Annotated in this window: 13 protein-coding genes; 8 read left to right on the top strand and 5 right to left on the bottom strand. The window is 74.8% G+C overall.

Going from position 1 to position 15,068, the window contains the following annotated elements; translation table 11 throughout:
- Window positions 1-101: 101 nt before the first annotated feature.
- The 3 genes from ACFC1T_RS26515 to ACFC1T_RS26505 form a co-directional block, all read right to left on the bottom strand.
- The gene (locus tag ACFC1T_RS26515) at window positions 102-1,466 is read right to left on the bottom strand and encodes a hypothetical protein (protein ID WP_375892417.1); all 1,365 of its coding nucleotides are present in this window, start codon (window positions 1,464-1,466) and stop codon (window positions 102-104) included.
- Between the two features lie 189 nt (window positions 1,467-1,655).
- Window positions 1,656-2,426: a lysophospholipid acyltransferase family protein gene (locus ACFC1T_RS26510; RefSeq protein WP_375892416.1), complete on the bottom strand. Its 771-nt coding sequence runs from the start codon at window positions 2,424-2,426 to the stop codon at window positions 1,656-1,658.
- A gap of 252 nt (window positions 2,427-2,678) precedes the next feature.
- Window positions 2,679-3,104 carry a DUF4395 domain-containing protein gene (locus ACFC1T_RS26505; protein WP_375892414.1) on the bottom strand — a complete coding sequence of 142 codons (426 nt, stop codon included), beginning with the start codon at window positions 3,102-3,104 and terminating at the stop codon, window positions 2,679-2,681.
- Window positions 3,105-3,312: 208 nt separating this feature from the next.
- On the opposite strand from ACFC1T_RS26505, the gene ACFC1T_RS26500 reads away from it, so the two are divergent.
- From ACFC1T_RS26500 to ACFC1T_RS26480, 5 genes are all read left to right on the top strand, one after another.
- Window positions 3,313-3,726, top strand: a complete 414-nt coding sequence (locus ACFC1T_RS26500) for a thioredoxin family protein (RefSeq protein ID WP_375892412.1) — start codon at window positions 3,313-3,315, stop codon at window positions 3,724-3,726.
- 298 nt (window positions 3,727-4,024) lie between these two features.
- Complete coding sequence (locus ACFC1T_RS26495) at window positions 4,025-4,810, top strand: electron transfer flavoprotein subunit beta/FixA family protein (protein WP_375892410.1); 786 nt, start codon at window positions 4,025-4,027, stop codon at window positions 4,808-4,810.
- A 45-nt stretch (window positions 4,811-4,855) separates the two neighbouring features.
- Window positions 4,856-5,818 carry an electron transfer flavoprotein subunit alpha/FixB family protein gene (locus ACFC1T_RS26490; RefSeq protein WP_375892409.1) on the top strand — a complete coding sequence of 321 codons (963 nt, stop codon included), beginning with the start codon at window positions 4,856-4,858 and terminating at the stop codon, window positions 5,816-5,818.
- A 181-nt stretch (window positions 5,819-5,999) separates the two neighbouring features.
- Window positions 6,000-7,421, top strand: coding sequence for an acyl-CoA synthetase (locus tag ACFC1T_RS26485; RefSeq protein ID WP_375892407.1), 1,422 nt, complete (start codon window positions 6,000-6,002; stop codon window positions 7,419-7,421).
- A gap of 333 nt (window positions 7,422-7,754) precedes the next feature.
- A complete protein-coding gene (locus tag ACFC1T_RS26480; RefSeq protein WP_375892405.1) occupies window positions 7,755-8,645 on the top strand; it encodes a C40 family peptidase in 891 nt (296 codons plus the stop codon).
- Between the two features lie 140 nt (window positions 8,646-8,785).
- Here ACFC1T_RS26480 and ACFC1T_RS26475 read toward each other — a convergent pair whose 3' ends face one another.
- Window positions 8,786-9,700: a PfkB family carbohydrate kinase gene (locus tag ACFC1T_RS26475; RefSeq protein ID WP_375892404.1), complete on the bottom strand. Its 915-nt coding sequence runs from the start codon at window positions 9,698-9,700 to the stop codon at window positions 8,786-8,788.
- A gap of 413 nt (window positions 9,701-10,113) precedes the next feature.
- On the opposite strand from ACFC1T_RS26475, the gene ACFC1T_RS26470 reads away from it, so the two are divergent.
- Both ACFC1T_RS26470 and ACFC1T_RS26465 read left to right on the top strand, forming a co-directional pair.
- Complete coding sequence (locus ACFC1T_RS26470; RefSeq protein ID WP_375892402.1) at window positions 10,114-11,184, top strand: NUDIX domain-containing protein; 1,071 nt, start codon at window positions 10,114-10,116, stop codon at window positions 11,182-11,184.
- A gap of 101 nt (window positions 11,185-11,285) precedes the next feature.
- Entirely contained in the window at window positions 11,286-12,140 is an 855-nt protein-coding gene (locus tag ACFC1T_RS26465; RefSeq protein ID WP_375892400.1) for a DUF4184 family protein, read from the top strand.
- On the opposite strand, the gene ACFC1T_RS26460 is transcribed toward ACFC1T_RS26465, so the two are convergent.
- Window positions 12,116-13,480, bottom strand: a complete 1,365-nt coding sequence (locus ACFC1T_RS26460; RefSeq protein ID WP_375892398.1) for a dipeptidase — start codon at window positions 13,478-13,480, stop codon at window positions 12,116-12,118. The two genes, ACFC1T_RS26465 and ACFC1T_RS26460, sit on opposite strands and share 25 nt — an antisense overlap.
- 167 nt (window positions 13,481-13,647) lie before the next feature.
- Here ACFC1T_RS26460 and ACFC1T_RS26455 point away from each other — a divergent pair, with 167 nt between their 5' ends.
- Entirely contained in the window at window positions 13,648-14,949 is a 1,302-nt protein-coding gene (locus tag ACFC1T_RS26455) for a geranylgeranyl reductase family protein (protein ID WP_375892396.1), read from the top strand.
- Window positions 14,950-15,068: the final 119 nt, after the last annotated feature.

Raw genomic sequence — 15,068 nt, 5'->3', positions numbered from 1 at the left:
TGGTACTGCAGGGGGGACCCTGTGGGAGAGTAGGACGCCGCCGAACAATCATTCAGAAAAGCCCCTGATCCCTTCGGATCAGGGGCTTTTCGCATGTCCGCTCAGTTGTCGTCGTCCTCGTCGGGCAACTGGGCGTCGTCGGTCTTCGGCTGACCCTGGGCCTGGGCCGGCTTGGGCTCGGTGGTCGGGGCGTCCGAAGGCGCTGCCGAGGCCGGTGCCGAGGCTGCGGCCGATGGCGCGTCCGAAGCCGGCGCTGACGGGTCGGCCGGCGTTGCGGGTGCTGCTGCCACTGCCGCGGTGCCCCAGGACGGCCGGTCGAGCCACTTGTCGGCGGTGTTGGTGAGGCGGGCGACGCCCGTGCCGTCGGCGCGCATGCTGTAGAGGTCGGCGCCGCCGCCGGAGGGGGCCTGGGCGAAGACGATGGACTTGCCGTCGGGTGCGTAGGCCGCGGCGCCGTAGAAGGCGGTGGACGGGGCTGGGGTGAGGGCGCCGATGGCGGTGCCGTCGGGGTGGACGGTGTAGATGCCGCCGCCGGGGGCGTTGTCGGGGCCGGCCGGGTAGGTGGTGAAGAGGATCTGGGTGCCGTCGGGGGACCAGGTCGCGCGGTCGCCGGCGCGCAGTTCCCAGGGGGTGAGCTGGCGCAGCCCGGTGCCGTCCGTGCCGACCACGTAGACGGCGCGGCTGTTGGCGGGTTGGCCGGTGGCGCTGGTGCGGTACTCGAAGGTGAGCTGCTTGCCGTCGGGGGACCAGCTGGGGTTGCTGACGGCGCCGGAGTAGGGCTTGTCGTTGGTCAGGAAGGTGAGCCGCTGGACGTTGGTGCCGTCGGGGCTCATCAGGTAGAGGTCCGAGTACTGGACCTGGTTGTTGTGGGCCTGGTCGAGGGCTCCCCAGGAGCGGCTGAACGCGAGCTGCTTGCCGTCGGGGGAGAAGGCGGGGGCGCGTTCGTCCTCGTTGGCGCAGTCGGCGGTGCCGCCGGCGGCGTCGCAGAGCTGGCTGATCTGGTGGGCGTTGTCGCCGCCGGTGGTGACGGTCCAGAGCCGGGCGGTGCCGGACTGCGGGTCGGTGCGGTCGAAGGCGACGGCGCTGCCGTCGGGGTTCCAGTCGGGGTGGTCGTCGCGGGCGCGCGCGGGCGGCTGGGTGATCTGGTGCTGGTCGGTGCCGTCCGGGCCGAGGGTGACGATGGCGCTGGTGGTGCGGGCGGCGTCGGTGTAGGCCCGGCTGACGATCAGTCCGTTGCGGGTCTCGGCGTGCGCCGCGGCGCCGACGACGCCGGGGGTCGCCGACGGGGTGGGGTCCGGGGTCGCGGTGGGGGACTCCGGGCGGATCTCGGAGAGTGGGATGTCACCGGGTTCGGCTCCGCACCCGGTGAGCAGGGTGCCCAGAAGCAGGAGGCCCGCACCGGCGGTTGCGCGGGTGCGGGCCTTGCCGCTGGTGGGGGACTGCCGTGTGCCGGCGATCCGTGTCATCTCCGTCTCCGACCTTTCCGACCGCTTCGACGTGTGCCCCGGTCCGCGGTGGGAGGGACGCAGGACGCATCCAGGAGGAAGGCCCCTGGAAGGAGCTGTCACTGTGTCAGACGGGGTGTGTCGGCGGCCGGGCGACACGCGACGGATCGCATCGGCTCGGTCACACGGAGTAGACGGCTCGGGGGCGGGTCAGCCCCGGGCGGCGCGGCGCTCGGCCTTGGCGAGGGCCTCCGCCTCGTCCTCGGCCTCGGCGACCTCCAGGGTCGGCGCGGTGCCGCCGAGCTGGGCGGGCAGCCACCAGCTGTCCTCGGGGCCGGAGGGCTTGCCGGGGTACTCGCGCTGGGCCCGGTCGAGCATCTCGCTCATGGCGGCGCGCAGCTTTCTGGTGACCATGACGGGCTTGTCGTTCGGGCCGAGGTGGATCGGCTCGCCGATCATGATCGTCACCGGGACGTGGCGCTTGGTGAGGGTCTTCGGACGGCCCTTGGTCCAGAGCTGCTGCGTGCCCCACAGGATGACCGGAAGCAGCGGGGCGCCGGAGTCGGCGGCCATCCGGGCGGCGCCGGTCTTGAACTTCTTCAACATGAACGAGCGGCTGATGGTCGCCTCGGGGAAGACGCCGACGACCTCGCCGGCCTTGAGGGCGCGGACGGCGGCCTCGTAGGCGGGCTGGCCGTCGGTGCGGTCGACCGGGATGTGCTTCATGCCGCGCATCAGCGGGCCGGAGACGCTGTGCCGGAAGACGTCGTCCTTGGCCATGAAGCGGGTCTTGCGCTTGCCGCCGCGGTAGGCGCCGAGGCCGGCGAAGAGGAAGTCCAGGTAGCTGATGTGGTTGCTGACCAGCACCGCTCCGCCGTTGGCGGGGATGTGCTCGGCGCCGATGATCTTGATCCGCACGTCGAGCGCGCGGAAGGCGGTGAGTGCGGCGCCGATCACCGGCGGGTAGACGAACTCTGCCACGGTCAGTCCTGACTTCCACGGGCCGGGGCCCGGTACGGCGGGTACCCGCGCCGTGCGCGGGGGCCGACCGGAGCACGGCACGCCGCGGCGGTCACGGGTGATACACGGAGATGATCCCCCGAACGAGTGCCTGCTGTCACCTGAGGCGTGCGGTCAAGCGAATATTCACGGTGTGATCTCCGTGATGAATCCGACCGGGAACTTTTCCGGCCCGCCGCCCGCCCCGCCGTCCGGGCCCGGCACCCGCTCCGATCAGGCCCCGGCGCCCAGGCGGCCCTGGGCGCGGCGGACGATCGGGTAGATCTCGCAGCCCGGGCAGTAGCCGAAGGCGGCGTTCAGGAAGGCCGCGGCGAGGGCGAAGCCGGCGGTCAGCAGTCCGAGCCAGCCGACGCCGGTGAGGAAGCCGAGGGTGCCGATGACGGCGAAGACGGCCCCGCCGCCCTGGGCGAAGCGCAGCGGGCGTTCGTCCTCGGTGGTGGTGGGCGGTGCCAGGCGGGGCGCGATGAGGAGGTGGAACAGGCCGACGTACGGGGAGCGGCGGGGCCCGGCGACCGCGCCGACCAGGAAGACCAGGGCCTGGAGGGAGAGCAGCAGGCCGCTGCCGGTGATCAGGACGGCGGCCAGCACCGCGCTGGTGAGCGCGGCGGCGAAGCGGTGACCTCGGGGGTCGGTCTGCAAGGAGTCTCCGGAGTGGTCGCGACGGGCGGCTGCGGCGGGGCGCGTCAGCGACAGCGGACGGTGGTGACGGGCCTCGGGTCGACGACGCGACGGACGGTCAGCAGCGGCGGGGAGAGGGGGTCGGAGTCCACCCGCCGATCGTACGGGCCCGGTGTCGGCAGGTCGACCTCCCTTTCGGAGCCCGTACGCGCTGCCGCAGACTGGGGGGATGACCGGACTCGTGGTGTGCCTCGTCGTACTGGCGGTGGCGAGCGGGTTCGGGCTGGTGAGGGCAGGGCGCGACGGGAGGCTGCGGGTGCGCACCAAGGACGGGACGGTACGGCTGTCGGAGGAGGACCTGGGCGGGCCGCTCGGTGAGCGGGCGACCCTGGTGCAGTTCTCCACCGCCTTCTGCCAGCCGTGCCGGGCGACCCGGCGGGTGCTGGCCGAGGTGGCCGGGATGCTCGACGGGGTCGTGCACGTGGAACTGGACGCCGAGGCGCAGCTGGAGCTGGTCCGTCGGCTGGAGGTGCTGCGGACGCCGACCGTCCTGGTGCTGGACGCGGCCGGGCGGGTGGTGCGCCGGGCGGCGGGGCTGCCGCGCAAGGCGGACGTGATCGCGGCGCTCGGCCAGGCGGTGTGACGGACGGGCGACCGGCGGCGGAGGGGCGGCCGGAGGGGCGGCGAGGGGATTCGTCGACGGTTGGTACCCCCCGTGAGGTAGGGCCGGCCCCCGGCTGGGGCAGGATGGGCGCAAGCGGCGGTGCCGGCCGGCCGACCTAAGCTACTGGCCAGTAGTGACCACTGCGCTACCGCCGAGTATGCTGCCAGGAAGTTCCGGACCGGCACGGGAAATTCGCTGCCCGGAGCGGGTGCGTGCCGTGTTCGCACCCGCTTGCACGCCGCAGCCGTCGGACGAGACCAGTACAGGAGACAAGGCCGTGAGCTTGAGGATCGTTGTCTGTGTGAAGTACGTGCCGGATGCGACGGGTGACCGTCGTTTCGCGGACGACCACACCACGGACCGGGAGGGTGTGGACGGCCTCCTGTCGGAGCTGGACGAGTACGGCGTGGAGCAGGCGCTGCGGATCGCGGAGGCGAACGAGGGTGCCGAGGTGACGGTGCTCACGGTGGGTCCGGACGATGCGAAGGACGCGTTGCGCAAGGCGTTGTCGATGGGTGCGGACAAGGCCGTGCACGTGAACGACGACGACATCCACGGTTCGGATGTGATCGGGACGTCGGCGGTGCTGGCGAAGGCGTTGGAGAAGACCGGGTTCGACCTGGTGATCGGTGGGATGGCGTCGACGGACGGCACGATGGGTGTGCTGCCGGCGCTGCTGGCGGAGCGGCTGGGTGTGCCGCAGGTGACGCTGCTGTCCGAGGTGTCGGTCGAGGGCGGTGTGGTGCGGGGCCGTCGGGACGGTGACGCGGCGACGGAGCTGGTCGAGGCGGCGCTGCCGGCGGTGGTCTCGGTGACGGACCAGTCGGGTGAGGCGCGTTACCCGTCGTTCAAGGGGATCATGGCGGCGAAGAAGAAGCCGGTGCAGTCGCTGGACCTGGACGACCTGGGGATCGAGGCGGACGAGGTCGGTCTGGCGGGTTCGTGGACGGCGGTCGACTCGGTGGCGGCGCGTCCGGCGCGCACCGCGGGCACGGTCGTCAAGGACGAGGGCGAGGGCGGCAAGCAGCTCGCCGCGTTCCTGGCCGACCAGAAGTTCATCTAGTCCCGCCCGTCAGCGCATCCAACGATCGATCAGGAGCAACGAATCATGGCTGAGATCCTGGTTCTGGTGGACCACGCCGATGGCGCGGTCCGCAAGCCGGCCCTCGAACTGCTGACCCTGGCCCGCCGTATCGGTGAGCCGTCCGCCGTCGTGCTGGGCGCGGGTGCCGCGGCCGCCGACATCGCCGCCAAGGCCGCCGAGTTCGGTGCCGCCAAGGTGTACGTCGCCGACGGCGCCGAGTTCGCCGACCAGCTGGTCGTCCCGAAGGTGGACGCCCTGGCCCAGATCGCCAAGGCCAACGACGTGGCCGCGGTCCTGGTCACGTCCTCCGGCGAGGGCAAGGAGGTCGCCGCCCGCGTCGCGCTGCGGATCGGCTCCGGCATCATCACCGACGCCATCGACCTGGAGGCCGGCGACGGCGGTCCGGTCGCCACCCAGTCGGTGTTCGCCGCTTCCTTCCAGGTGAAGTCCACGGTCACCAAGGGCGCCCCGGTCATCACCGTCAAGCCGAACGCCGTGGCCCCGGAGGTCGCTCCGGCCGCCGGTGCGGTGGAGAACGTGTCGGTGGAGTTCACCGGCAACGCCGCCAAGGTCACCTCGCGCACCCCGCGCGTCTCCACCGGCCGTCCCGAGCTGACCGAGGCCGCCATCGTGGTCTCCGGCGGCCGCGGCGTCGGTGCCGCCGAGGGCTTCGGCGTGGTCGAGGAGCTCGCGGACGCGCTCGGCGCGGCCGTCGGTGCCTCGCGCGCCGCCGTCGACGCCGGCTGGTACCCGCACAGCAACCAGGTCGGCCAGACCGGCAAGCAGGTCTCGCCGCAGCTCTACATCGCGGCGGGCATCTCCGGTGCCATCCAGCACCGGGCCGGCATGCAGACCTCGAAGACCATCGTGGCCGTCAACAAGGACCCCGAGGCCCCGATCTTCGAGCTGGTCGACTACGGCGTGGTCGGCGACCTGTTCCAGGTGCTGCCGCAGCTCACCACCGAGGTGAAGACCCGCAAGGGCTGATCCGCGGGACGGGTCCCCAGGACCGGAGGGCGTGGTACCGGGTGCTCGGTACCACGCCCTCCGTCGTGGTGCCCCGGGTCCCGGGGAGTGCCGCACCGGCCCGTAGAGTCGGCCCGACGGTGCCCGGGGGCGGAGCCAGCCCCGGGGCGATCAGGGCGAGGACGAGGGCGAGGACCGAGGCATGGCACTGCTGACGGCACTTCAGGGCGACCACGGCGACGCGGCGGACGCGCTGCGGATCGACGGCCGGGCGCTCTCCCGGGAGGGGCTGCTGGGCGCGGCGACCGCGGTGGCCGACCGGGTGGCCGGGGCCCCCGCGCTGGCGGTGCTCGCCCGGCCCACCCTGGAGACGGTCACCGCCGTGGTCGGCGGGCTGCTGGCGGGCGTCCCGGTGGTGCCGCTGCCGCCCGACTCGGGCCCCAAGGAGCGGGAGCACATCCTGCGGGACTCGGGCGCCGTGCTGCTGGCGCACGCGGCCGGGGAGGACGCGCCCGACGCCGGGCCGGTGGCGGCCCTGCCCGTCGACCCCGCCGAGCGTTCGGCGACCACCTACGCCGAACCGGCCGCCGACGCGACCGGTTTCGTGCTCTACACCTCGGGCACCACCGGCGCGCCCAAGGGCGCGGTGATCCGGCGGGCGGCGATCGCCGCCGACCTGGACGCCCTCGCCGCCGCCTGGCAGTGGACCGCCGAGGACACTCTGGTGCACGGGCTGCCGCTGTTCCACGTGCACGGGCTGCTGCTCGGCGTGCTCGGCGCCCTGCGCACCGGCAGCGGACTGGTGCACACCGGACGGCCCACCCCGGAGGGGTACGCGCAGGCGGGCGGCAGCCTGTACTTCGGCGTGCCCACCGTGTGGTCCCGGCTGGCGGCGGACCCCGCGGCGGCCGGACGGCTGGCCCCGGCCCGGCTGCTGGTCTCCGGCAGCGCGCCGCTGCCCGTACCGGTCTTCGAGAAGCTGGCGGCGCTCACCGGGCACGCCCCGATCGAGCGCTACGGGATGACCGAGTCGCTGATCACCGTCAGCACCCGGGCGGACGGCGAGCGGCGCGCCGGCAGCGTCGGGCTGCCGGTGGACGGGGTGCGCACCCGGCTGGTCGGCGAGGACGGCGGGCCGGTGCCGTACGACGGGGAGAGCGTCGGCGAACTGCAGGTCAGCGGCCCCACGCTGTTCAGCGGTTACCTCAACCGGCCGGACGCGGACGCCGAGGCCTGGACGGCGGACGGCTGGTTCCGCACCGGGGACGTCGCGGTGATCGGGGCGGACGGCTTCCACCGGATCGTCGGCCGGGCCTCGGTCGACCTGATCAAGAGCGGCGGCTACCGGATCGGCGCGGGCGAGGTGGAGGCCGCGCTGCGCGACCACCCGGCGGTCGCCGACGCGGCCGTGGTCGGCGCGCCGGACGAGGACCTCGGACAGGTGATCGTCGCGTACGTCGTGCCGGACGGCGCCGTGACGGGGGAACAGCTGACGGCCTTCGTGGCGGAGCGGCTCTCGGTGCACAAGCGCCCGCGCCGGGTCGTGCTGGTACCCGAACTGCCCAGGAACGCGCTGGGAAAGGTGTTGAAGAAGCAGCTCCTGACGGAGCACCGCGGCCACTGATGAGGGGGCGTCGGGACACGCCCGGCGGTGACGGGTGTTCACCCTGATGCGCCGTCGGGCCCGGTGCCCGGGAAACCTTCCTTTGGCGCACTCCACTGCGCGCGGTGAGCGGACGCGTGCCTAACGTGACGAGCAGGCAGAACTGAATCCACGGGAGACATGCCGCGGCCCCCGGTCGCACGGCCGGGGGCCGCGGCATGTCGGACCGGGGACTGCCGAGGGTACGGACCGGCGGTGCCGGGGCGTACCGCGTGTCCGCAGCAGTTTCCGCAGCCGCCCTTCCGGCGGCCGTACGCCGCAGTGCGTTCGCAGCAGTGAAGGAAGTCAGCAGGGATGACCACCGTCAACACCGGCGCACCGGATGCCGCCGACGAACCGACCGGGCAGCACGCCCCCGCCGCCCGCCCCGCCACCGCCCGTCCTTCGCGGGCCGCGCGGATCCGCCGGGGGATAGGCATGGCGGCCGTGATCGCGGTCGGCGTGGGGACCATCGGCCTCGGCACCGGGGTGACGCCCGCCGCGGCCGAGAAGGCCCCGGCGCACGCCGGGTGGGACGGCTCGCGGTACTGGTTCAAGAACAGCCAGGGGCAGTGGCGCTGGACCACCCACTACAGCGTGTACGTGGCGCGGACCAGCGGCGGCAAGTCCTCGGCGGGGTCCTCGTCCTCCGCGAAGCCCGCCAAGTCCTCGAACGGCGGGATCAAGCAGGGCTGGGACGGCTCGCGGTACTGGTTCAGGAACAGCAAGGGGGAGTGGCGCTGGACCAGCCACTACGACATCTACCTGCAGCGGACCGGCGGTTCCCCGTCCTCCTCGGGCTCCTCGGGCTCCTCGGGGTCCTCCCACGAGGTGGCGGTGGACGGCGACGTCGAGACCGCGGTGGAGTACGCGCTCGCCCAGCTGGGCAAGCCGTTCCGGACGGCCGGCAACGGGCCGGACGGGTACGACTGCTCGGGCCTGGTGCAGCAGTCCTTCCGGCGCGGCGGCATCGACCTGCCGCGGGTGGCCAACGACCAGTACGAGGCCACCACGCCGGTCAAGGCGAGCCAGCTGCGCCGCGGTGACCTGCTGTTCTGGTCGCCGGACGGCACCGCGCGGGGCATCCAGCACGTGGCGATCTACCTGGGTAACAACCGGTACGTGGAGGCCGCGCGGCCCGGGACGCTGATCCGGATCTCCGGGATCAGCAGCGGGTACTACCCCGCGTTCATGGGGCGGCCGTAGCGCCCGGGGTGCGGGGCGGCCGGCCGGTGGGCCGGGCGCCCCGCACCCGCGCCCCGGTGACCTGGCTGTCCCGGTCTCCTGGCTGTCCCTCTCCTGGCTGTCCCCGGCCCGGGCGGCGGTGCGGTCCTGCCGACGCGCGGTCAGAGGTCGGCCGGGCGGGGGAGGGCGCCGCGGGCGCCGGGCGCGGTGACGGCGAAGGCCCCGGCGGCGACGGCGGTGGCGGCCGCGTCGGGCAGGTCGGCCAGCCGGGCGAGACCGGCGGCGAGCGCGCCGCAGAAGACGTCGCCGGCCCCCGTGGTGTCGACCACCCGGACGGTGGGCGCGGGCAGCCGGGTCAGTGCTCCGCCGACGGCGACCAGGGCGCCCGCGCCGCCGAGGGTGACCACCGCCCCCTCGCCCTGCCGGGCCAGCGTACGAGCCGCCGCCTCGGCGTCCGCGGCGCCCGTGAGCTGCCGGGCCTCGACGGCGTTGGCGACCACCAGCGGGCGGCGTCCGGTGGGCCCGGGGTCGGGCAGCGCACCGGCCGGGGCGGTGTCGTGCAGCCAGCGGGTGCCGCCGCGCGGGCCTGCGGCGGGCAGGGCCGCGGCGACGGCGCGGACGCACGCCGCGGGGACCTCGTTGCTGGTGAGGACGACGTCGACCGGGAGCAGGTGGAGCCGGGCCAGGGCCGCGCCGACCTCGTCCGCGGTCAGGTGGGCGTTCGCGCCGGGCACGACCACGATGCTGTTCTCCCCGGCGGGGTCGACCAGCACGATCGCCTGGCCGGTGGGCGCGTCGGGGTGGGTGTGGACGGCGCCCGTCTCCACGTTCGCGCCGCGCAGGTCGTCGAGCGCCGCCTCGCCCTCGGCGTCGCGCCCGACCTTGGCCACCAGGTGGGTGGCGGCCCCCATCCGGGCCGCGGCCACCGCCTGGTTGGCGCCCTTGCCGCCGAAGCCCAGGGTGGAGTCGGTGGCCAGGACGGTCTCGCCGGGCGCGGGGAGCACGGGGCAGCGCAGGATCCGGTCGGTGTTGACCGAGCCGATGACGACGACCCGGCCGGCGGGGAGCAGCTTCATCGTTCCTCTGTACGCGGCGGGGCGCGGCCCGCGCAAGCGGTGCGCGTGAAGGCGCCGGGCGGGGCGGGCGCGGGGCGGTGAGGGTGCCGGGCGGGGGAGTGGGAGGGCGCAGGGACGGCGCGAGCGGCGTACGGTCGGGGCGCGCACCGGAAGTCGGCCGGTCCGACTTCCGGTGCGAACGGTGTGGCGGCGGGGTGCGGCTTTGATGGCGGCCGGTCCGCATTTATCCGTACCGGGGCCGTGGCCTGGGCACATGCCGCTGTCAAGGGGCGGGCCGGGGCGCGCGGGCGGGCGCGGCGAGCAGTTTTGGGGAGCGGCGTGGCGCGGGTACCACCACGGGTGGCGCTGGTTCGGCCGACGGGGGCGCTGCCCGGTGCGAACGGCATCGGGGCAAGTCGAGGGCAGGGGACGTTGTGATCGTCTGGGTCAATGGCACATTCGGGGCGGGCAAGACGAGCGCCTGCCGCGAGCTGGTGGAACTGCTGCCCGGGAGCGTGCTCTTCGATCCCGAGCTGGTCGGCTTCGGACTGCGCCGGATGCTTCCGGCCGACCGGCTGGCCACGGTGTCCGACTTCCAGGACCTCGCGGCCTGGCGTCGGCTGGTGCCCGAGACGGCCGCCGCGCTGCTCGGCGAGGTGGGCGGGCCGCTGGTGGTGCCGATGACCCTGCTCAGAGAGGACTACCGGGACGAGATCTTCGGTGATCTCGCCGCGCACGGGATCACGGTGCACCACTTCGTCCTGGATCCAGAAGAAACGATCCTGCGAAACCGCATAGCCCAGCGCGAGGAATGCCCGGGCGACCCGGAGCGCAGCGAGCGGGTCCGCACCTGGTGCCTGGAGCACCTGCCGCACTACCGGGCGGCCCGCCGCTGGCTGGTCGGCGACGCCCGGATGATCGACAGCGGCGCGCTCACCCCGCGCGAGACCGCGCACCGGATCGCCGAACTCGTCCGGGTCGGCGCCGCGCGCTGCCCGATCGTCCAGGCCCCCGAGCCGACCGGCGACACCGTGGCCTCGGCCGTGCTGTTCTTCGACGAGCAGGACCGGGTGCTGCTCGTCGACCCGGTCTACAAGCCCGACTGGGACTTCCCCGGCGGCGTGGTCGAACGCGGCGAGGCCCCCACCGACGCCGCCCTGCGCGAGACCGCCGAGGAGCTCGGACTGCGGCTGGACCCCTCGGTGCTGCGGCTGCTCGCCGTCGACTGGGAACCGCGCACCGGCCCGCGCCGCGGCGGCCTGCGGCTGATGTACGACGGCGGCCTGCTGGACGACGCGGGCCGGCAGAACCTGCTGCTGCAACAGGAGGAGCTGCGCGGCTGCCGGTTCGTTACCCTGGACGAGTCGGCCGAGCTGCTGCCGCCGAGCCGCTACCGGCGCCTGGCTGCCGCGCTGGACGCCCGGCGCAGCGGGGAGCTGCGCTACCTGGAGGCGGGGTGCCGGGTGGCGCTCGGCCGCCTGGCCAGCACGGCGGACGCCGCATAGGACCGGGGGAGGGCGGGCCCGGGTGCCGGTCGGCGGAGCGGCCCCGGTCGGCGGCGCGCCCCGGCTGGTGGCGGGGCCGGGGCGGGGGTCAGGATGGGGGCATGCCGTTCACCCTGAGCCATCCCGCCGCCGTCCTGCCCCTGCTGCGTCACGCCGGGGAGCGCGGGCCGCTGGTGGCCTCGGCGCTGGTGGCCGGGTCGATGGCGCCCGACGTGCCGTTCTTCGCCGAGTCGCTGCTGCCCGGGGTGTACGGGCACGGCGGGCTGACCCACGCCTGGTGGGCGGTGCCGACGCTGGACGTGGCGATCGCCGGCGTGCTGGTGGCGGGGTGGCACGGGCTGCTGCGGGCGCCGCTGGTGGGGCTGCTGCCCGAACGGTGGGCGGGCGGCGCCGAGGCGTTGACGGTCCGCCGGGCCGCGGCGGCCGGTGCGGGCGGTACCGGCGGCTGCGGCGGTGCCGGGGGCCTGGGCGCGGACGCGGCCTGGTTCGTGGTCTCGGCGGCGGTCGGCGCGGCCACCCACGTCGGCTGGGACGCGTTCACCCACGGCGGCCGGCTGGGCGTGCGGCTGCTGCCCGTACTGGACCGGACGGTGGCCGGGGTCCCGGTCTACGAGGTGCTGCAGTACGGGAGTTCTGCGCTCGCGCTGGCCGCGCTGGGTGGTTGGGCGGCGCGCGCGGTGCGGGCCGTCGAGCCGGTGGCCCCGGCCGTGCGGCCGGCGCCGCGGACCCGGCGGGCGGCCACCGCGGTGCTGGCCGCGGCGACCGTGGCCGGGGTGCTGCACCGGATCGGCCCGCTGCGCCGCAACCTCGTCCCGGAGGTGTGCTTCGGGGCCGGTGCCGGGCTCGCGGTGGGTGCGGTCGGCTACGCGGCGGTGGTCGCGGCCGCCCGCCGGTGGCGTGGCGGGCGGCCCGGGACCGGTGCGAACTCCCGTCAGACGGTGCGCAGTTCCGCGTAGCGGCGGAGGAAGAGGGCCTCGGTGAGGGCCATCCGCTCCAGCTCCTGCGGGTCGACGCTCTCGTTGACGGCGTGGATCTGGGTGGTCGGGTCCTCGACGCCGACCAGCACGATCTCGGCCTGCGGGTAGAGCGAGCGCAGGGTGTTGCAGAGCGGGATCGAGCCGCCCTCGCCGGCCGCGACCATCGCGGTGCCGAAGGCCTCGGCCATCGCCTCGCCCATCGCCTCGTAGGCCGGGCCGGTGGTGTCGGCGCGGAACGGCGCGCCGTTGCCGTGGCGCTGGAGGGTCAGCCGGGCGCCGAGCGGGACCTGCGCCTCCAGGTGGGCCACCAGGGCGTCCTGGGCGGCCCCGGTGTCGGTGCCCGGCGGGACGCGCAGGGAGATCAGCGCCTTGGCGGCGGCCTGCACCGAGGAGGTGGCGCCGATCACCGGCGGGGCGTCGATGCCCAGGACGGTGACGGACGGGCGGGCCCACAGGCGGTCGGAGATGCTGCCGGTGCCGGTCAGGGCGACGCCGTCGAGCACCTTGGCGTCGGCGCGGAACTGCTCCTCCGGGTACTGCACGCCCTCCCAGGTCTGGTCGGCGGCCAGCCCGGCGACCGCGACGTCGCCGTTCTCGTCGTGCAGCGAGGCGAGCACCTTGATCAGCGACTGCAGCGCGTCGGGGGCGGCGCCGCCGAAGGCACCGGAGTGCAGGTTGCCGGCCAGGGTGGTGACCGAGGCCTCGACCACCGTCATGCCGCGCAGCGAGGCGGTCACGGTCGGCAGGCCGGGGGCGAAGTTGCCGGTGTCGCCGATCACGATGGCGTCGGCGGTCAGCAGCTCGGGGTGGGCCTCGGCGTAGCGCTCCAGGCCGCCGGTGCCCTGCTCCTCCGAGCCCTCCACGATGATCTTCAGGCCGACCGGGTAGTCGTCGCCGTACACCTGGCGCAGCGCCCGCAGGGCGGTCAGGTGCATCAGGATGTTGCCCTTGCAGTCGGCGGCGCCGCGCCCGTACCAGCGGCCGTCGCGCTCGGTCAGCTCGAAGGCCGGGCTCTCCCAGCCGCTCTCGTCGAGCGGGGGCTGCACGTCGTAGTGCGAGTAGAGCAGGACGGTCGGGGCGCCCTCGGGGCCGGGCAGCTCGCCGTAGACGGACTGGGTGCCGTCCGGGGTGTCCAGCAGCCGGATGCCGGTCAGGCCCTCGGCGGCGAAGGCCTCGGCGACCCAGTGCGCGGCCTTCTGGCACTCCTCGACCGGGAACTGGCGCGGGTCGGCGACCGACTGGAAGGCGACCAGCTCGGCGAGGTCGGTGCGGGCACGGTCCATCAGGGACCGGACGGCGTCGGCCAGGGGCTGTGACATCGGGGCTCCGAAGGGGACGGGTCCGCCCGGGGGGTGGTGCGGGCGGAGGGGGTCGGTTGGGGTACCGCCGATCATAGGCGGAGCCGTCCGGAGGGCTTCGGGGAGCTTCCCCGTCGGGGGGTGGTGCGGCGTCCGGAAGGCCGGGCGGACGCATAGGATTGGTCGACGTGACTGACTCCGGAAGCCCTGATTCCCGTAGCCCGATCGACAGCCCGCCGGACGGCCCGTCGGACGAGGCGCTCGGCGTCCCGCTCGACGACGCGCTCGACGGGGCGCTCGACGAGGCGCCGCAGCCGCCCGACGGCGTCTGGGACGTCGTGGTGGTCGGCGCCGGACCGGCCGGGGCCTCGGCCGCGCACGCCGCCGCCGCGCAGGGCCGCCGGGTGCTGCTGCTCGACAAGGCCGAGCACCCCCGCTACAAGACCTGCGGTGGCGGCATCATCGGCCCGTCCCGGGACAGCCTGCCGCCGAACTTCGAACTGCCGCTGCAGGACCGGGTGTCGGCCGTCACCTTCGCCTACGACGGGCAGTACACCCGGACCCGGCGGTCCAAGCGGATGCTGTTCGGGCTGGTCAACCGGGACGAGTTCGACCTGCGGCTGGTCCAGTCCGCCAAGCAGGCCGGGGCGGTGCTGGTCACCGGAGTGACCGTCACCGGGGTCGAGCAGCGCGGCGGCGAGCACCGCACGGCCGTGGTCACGGCCGCCGACGGGCGCACCTTCGAGGCCCGGGCGGTGGTCGGCGCGGACGGCAGCGCCAGCCGGATCGCCCGGCACGTGGGCGTCACCTTCGACCAGATCGACCTCGGCCTGGAGGCCGAGATCCCCGTCCCGCCGCAGGTGGCCGCCGACTGGTCGGGCCGGATCCACCTCGACTGGGGCCCGCTGCCCGGCAGTTACGGCTGGGTGTTCCCGAAGACCGAGACCAGCAGCCTGACCGTGGGCGTCATCTCGGCGCGCGGCGACGGCGAGCGGACCAAGCAGTACCTCGCCGACTACATCCGGCGCCTGGGCCTGTCCGGCTTCCCGCCGCGGGTCGAGTCCGGGCACCTGACCCGCTGCCGGGCCGAGGACTCGCCGCTCTCCCGCGGCCGGGTCCTGGTGGCCGGGGACGCGGCCGGACTGCTGGAGCCGTGGACCCGCGAGGGCATCTCGTACGCGCTGCGCTCCGGCCGGCTGGCCGGGGAGTGGGCGGTGCGGATCGCGGAGGCGGGCGACGCGGGCACGGTGCGGCGCGAGGCGCTGAACTACGCGTTCGCGATCAAGGCCGGGCTGGGCGTGGAGATGCGCGCGGGCAAGCAGCTGCTGAGCGCCTTCGAGCGGCGGCCGTACCTGTTCCACACGGCGGTCACCACGGTGCCGGCGGCGTGGCGGGCGTTCGCCCGGACCACCCAGGGGCACACCACCTTCGCGCAGCTGCTGCGGCAGAACCGGGCGGCGCGCAAGCTGATGGCGATGGCCGCCCGGTAGCGGGATCCGGTTCGTGCGGCCGGGCCGGCACCCCCGTTCGGGGTGCCGGCCCGGGCCGGGGGGGGGGGCGCGGCGGCATGGGGAGGCCGGGGGGGGGAGCGGGGGAGTGTAGCCCGGGG

The sequence above is a fragment of the Kitasatospora sp. NPDC056076 genome (assembly GCF_042266305.1).
Classification (GTDB): domain Bacteria; phylum Actinomycetota; class Actinomycetes; order Streptomycetales; family Streptomycetaceae; genus Kitasatospora.
This window is presented reverse-complemented; position numbering and strand designations above follow the sequence as displayed.

Bases quoted from the DNA above. Each gene is read 5' to 3' on its own strand.
- ACFC1T_RS26515 (WP_375892417.1), bottom strand. From the start codon at position 1,466: ATGACACGGATCGCCGGCACACGGCAGTCCCCCACCAGCGGCAAGGCC.
- ACFC1T_RS26500 (WP_375892412.1), top strand. From the start codon at position 3,313: ATGACCGGACTCGTGGTGTGCCTCGTCGTACTGGCGGTGGCGAGCGGG.
- ACFC1T_RS26490 (WP_375892409.1), top strand. From the start codon at position 4,856: ATGGCTGAGATCCTGGTTCTGGTGGACCACGCCGATGGCGCGGTCCGC.
- ACFC1T_RS26485 (WP_375892407.1), top strand. From the start codon at position 6,000: ATGGCACTGCTGACGGCACTTCAGGGCGACCACGGCGACGCGGCGGAC.
- ACFC1T_RS26480 (WP_375892405.1), top strand. From the start codon at position 7,755: ATGACCACCGTCAACACCGGCGCACCGGATGCCGCCGACGAACCGACC.
- ACFC1T_RS26475 (WP_375892404.1), bottom strand. From the start codon at position 9,700: ATGAAGCTGCTCCCCGCCGGCCGGGTCGTCGTCATCGGCTCGGTCAAC.
- ACFC1T_RS26465 (WP_375892400.1), top strand. From the start codon at position 11,286: ATGCCGTTCACCCTGAGCCATCCCGCCGCCGTCCTGCCCCTGCTGCGT.
- ACFC1T_RS26460 (WP_375892398.1), bottom strand. From the start codon at position 13,480: ATGTCACAGCCCCTGGCCGACGCCGTCCGGTCCCTGATGGACCGTGCC.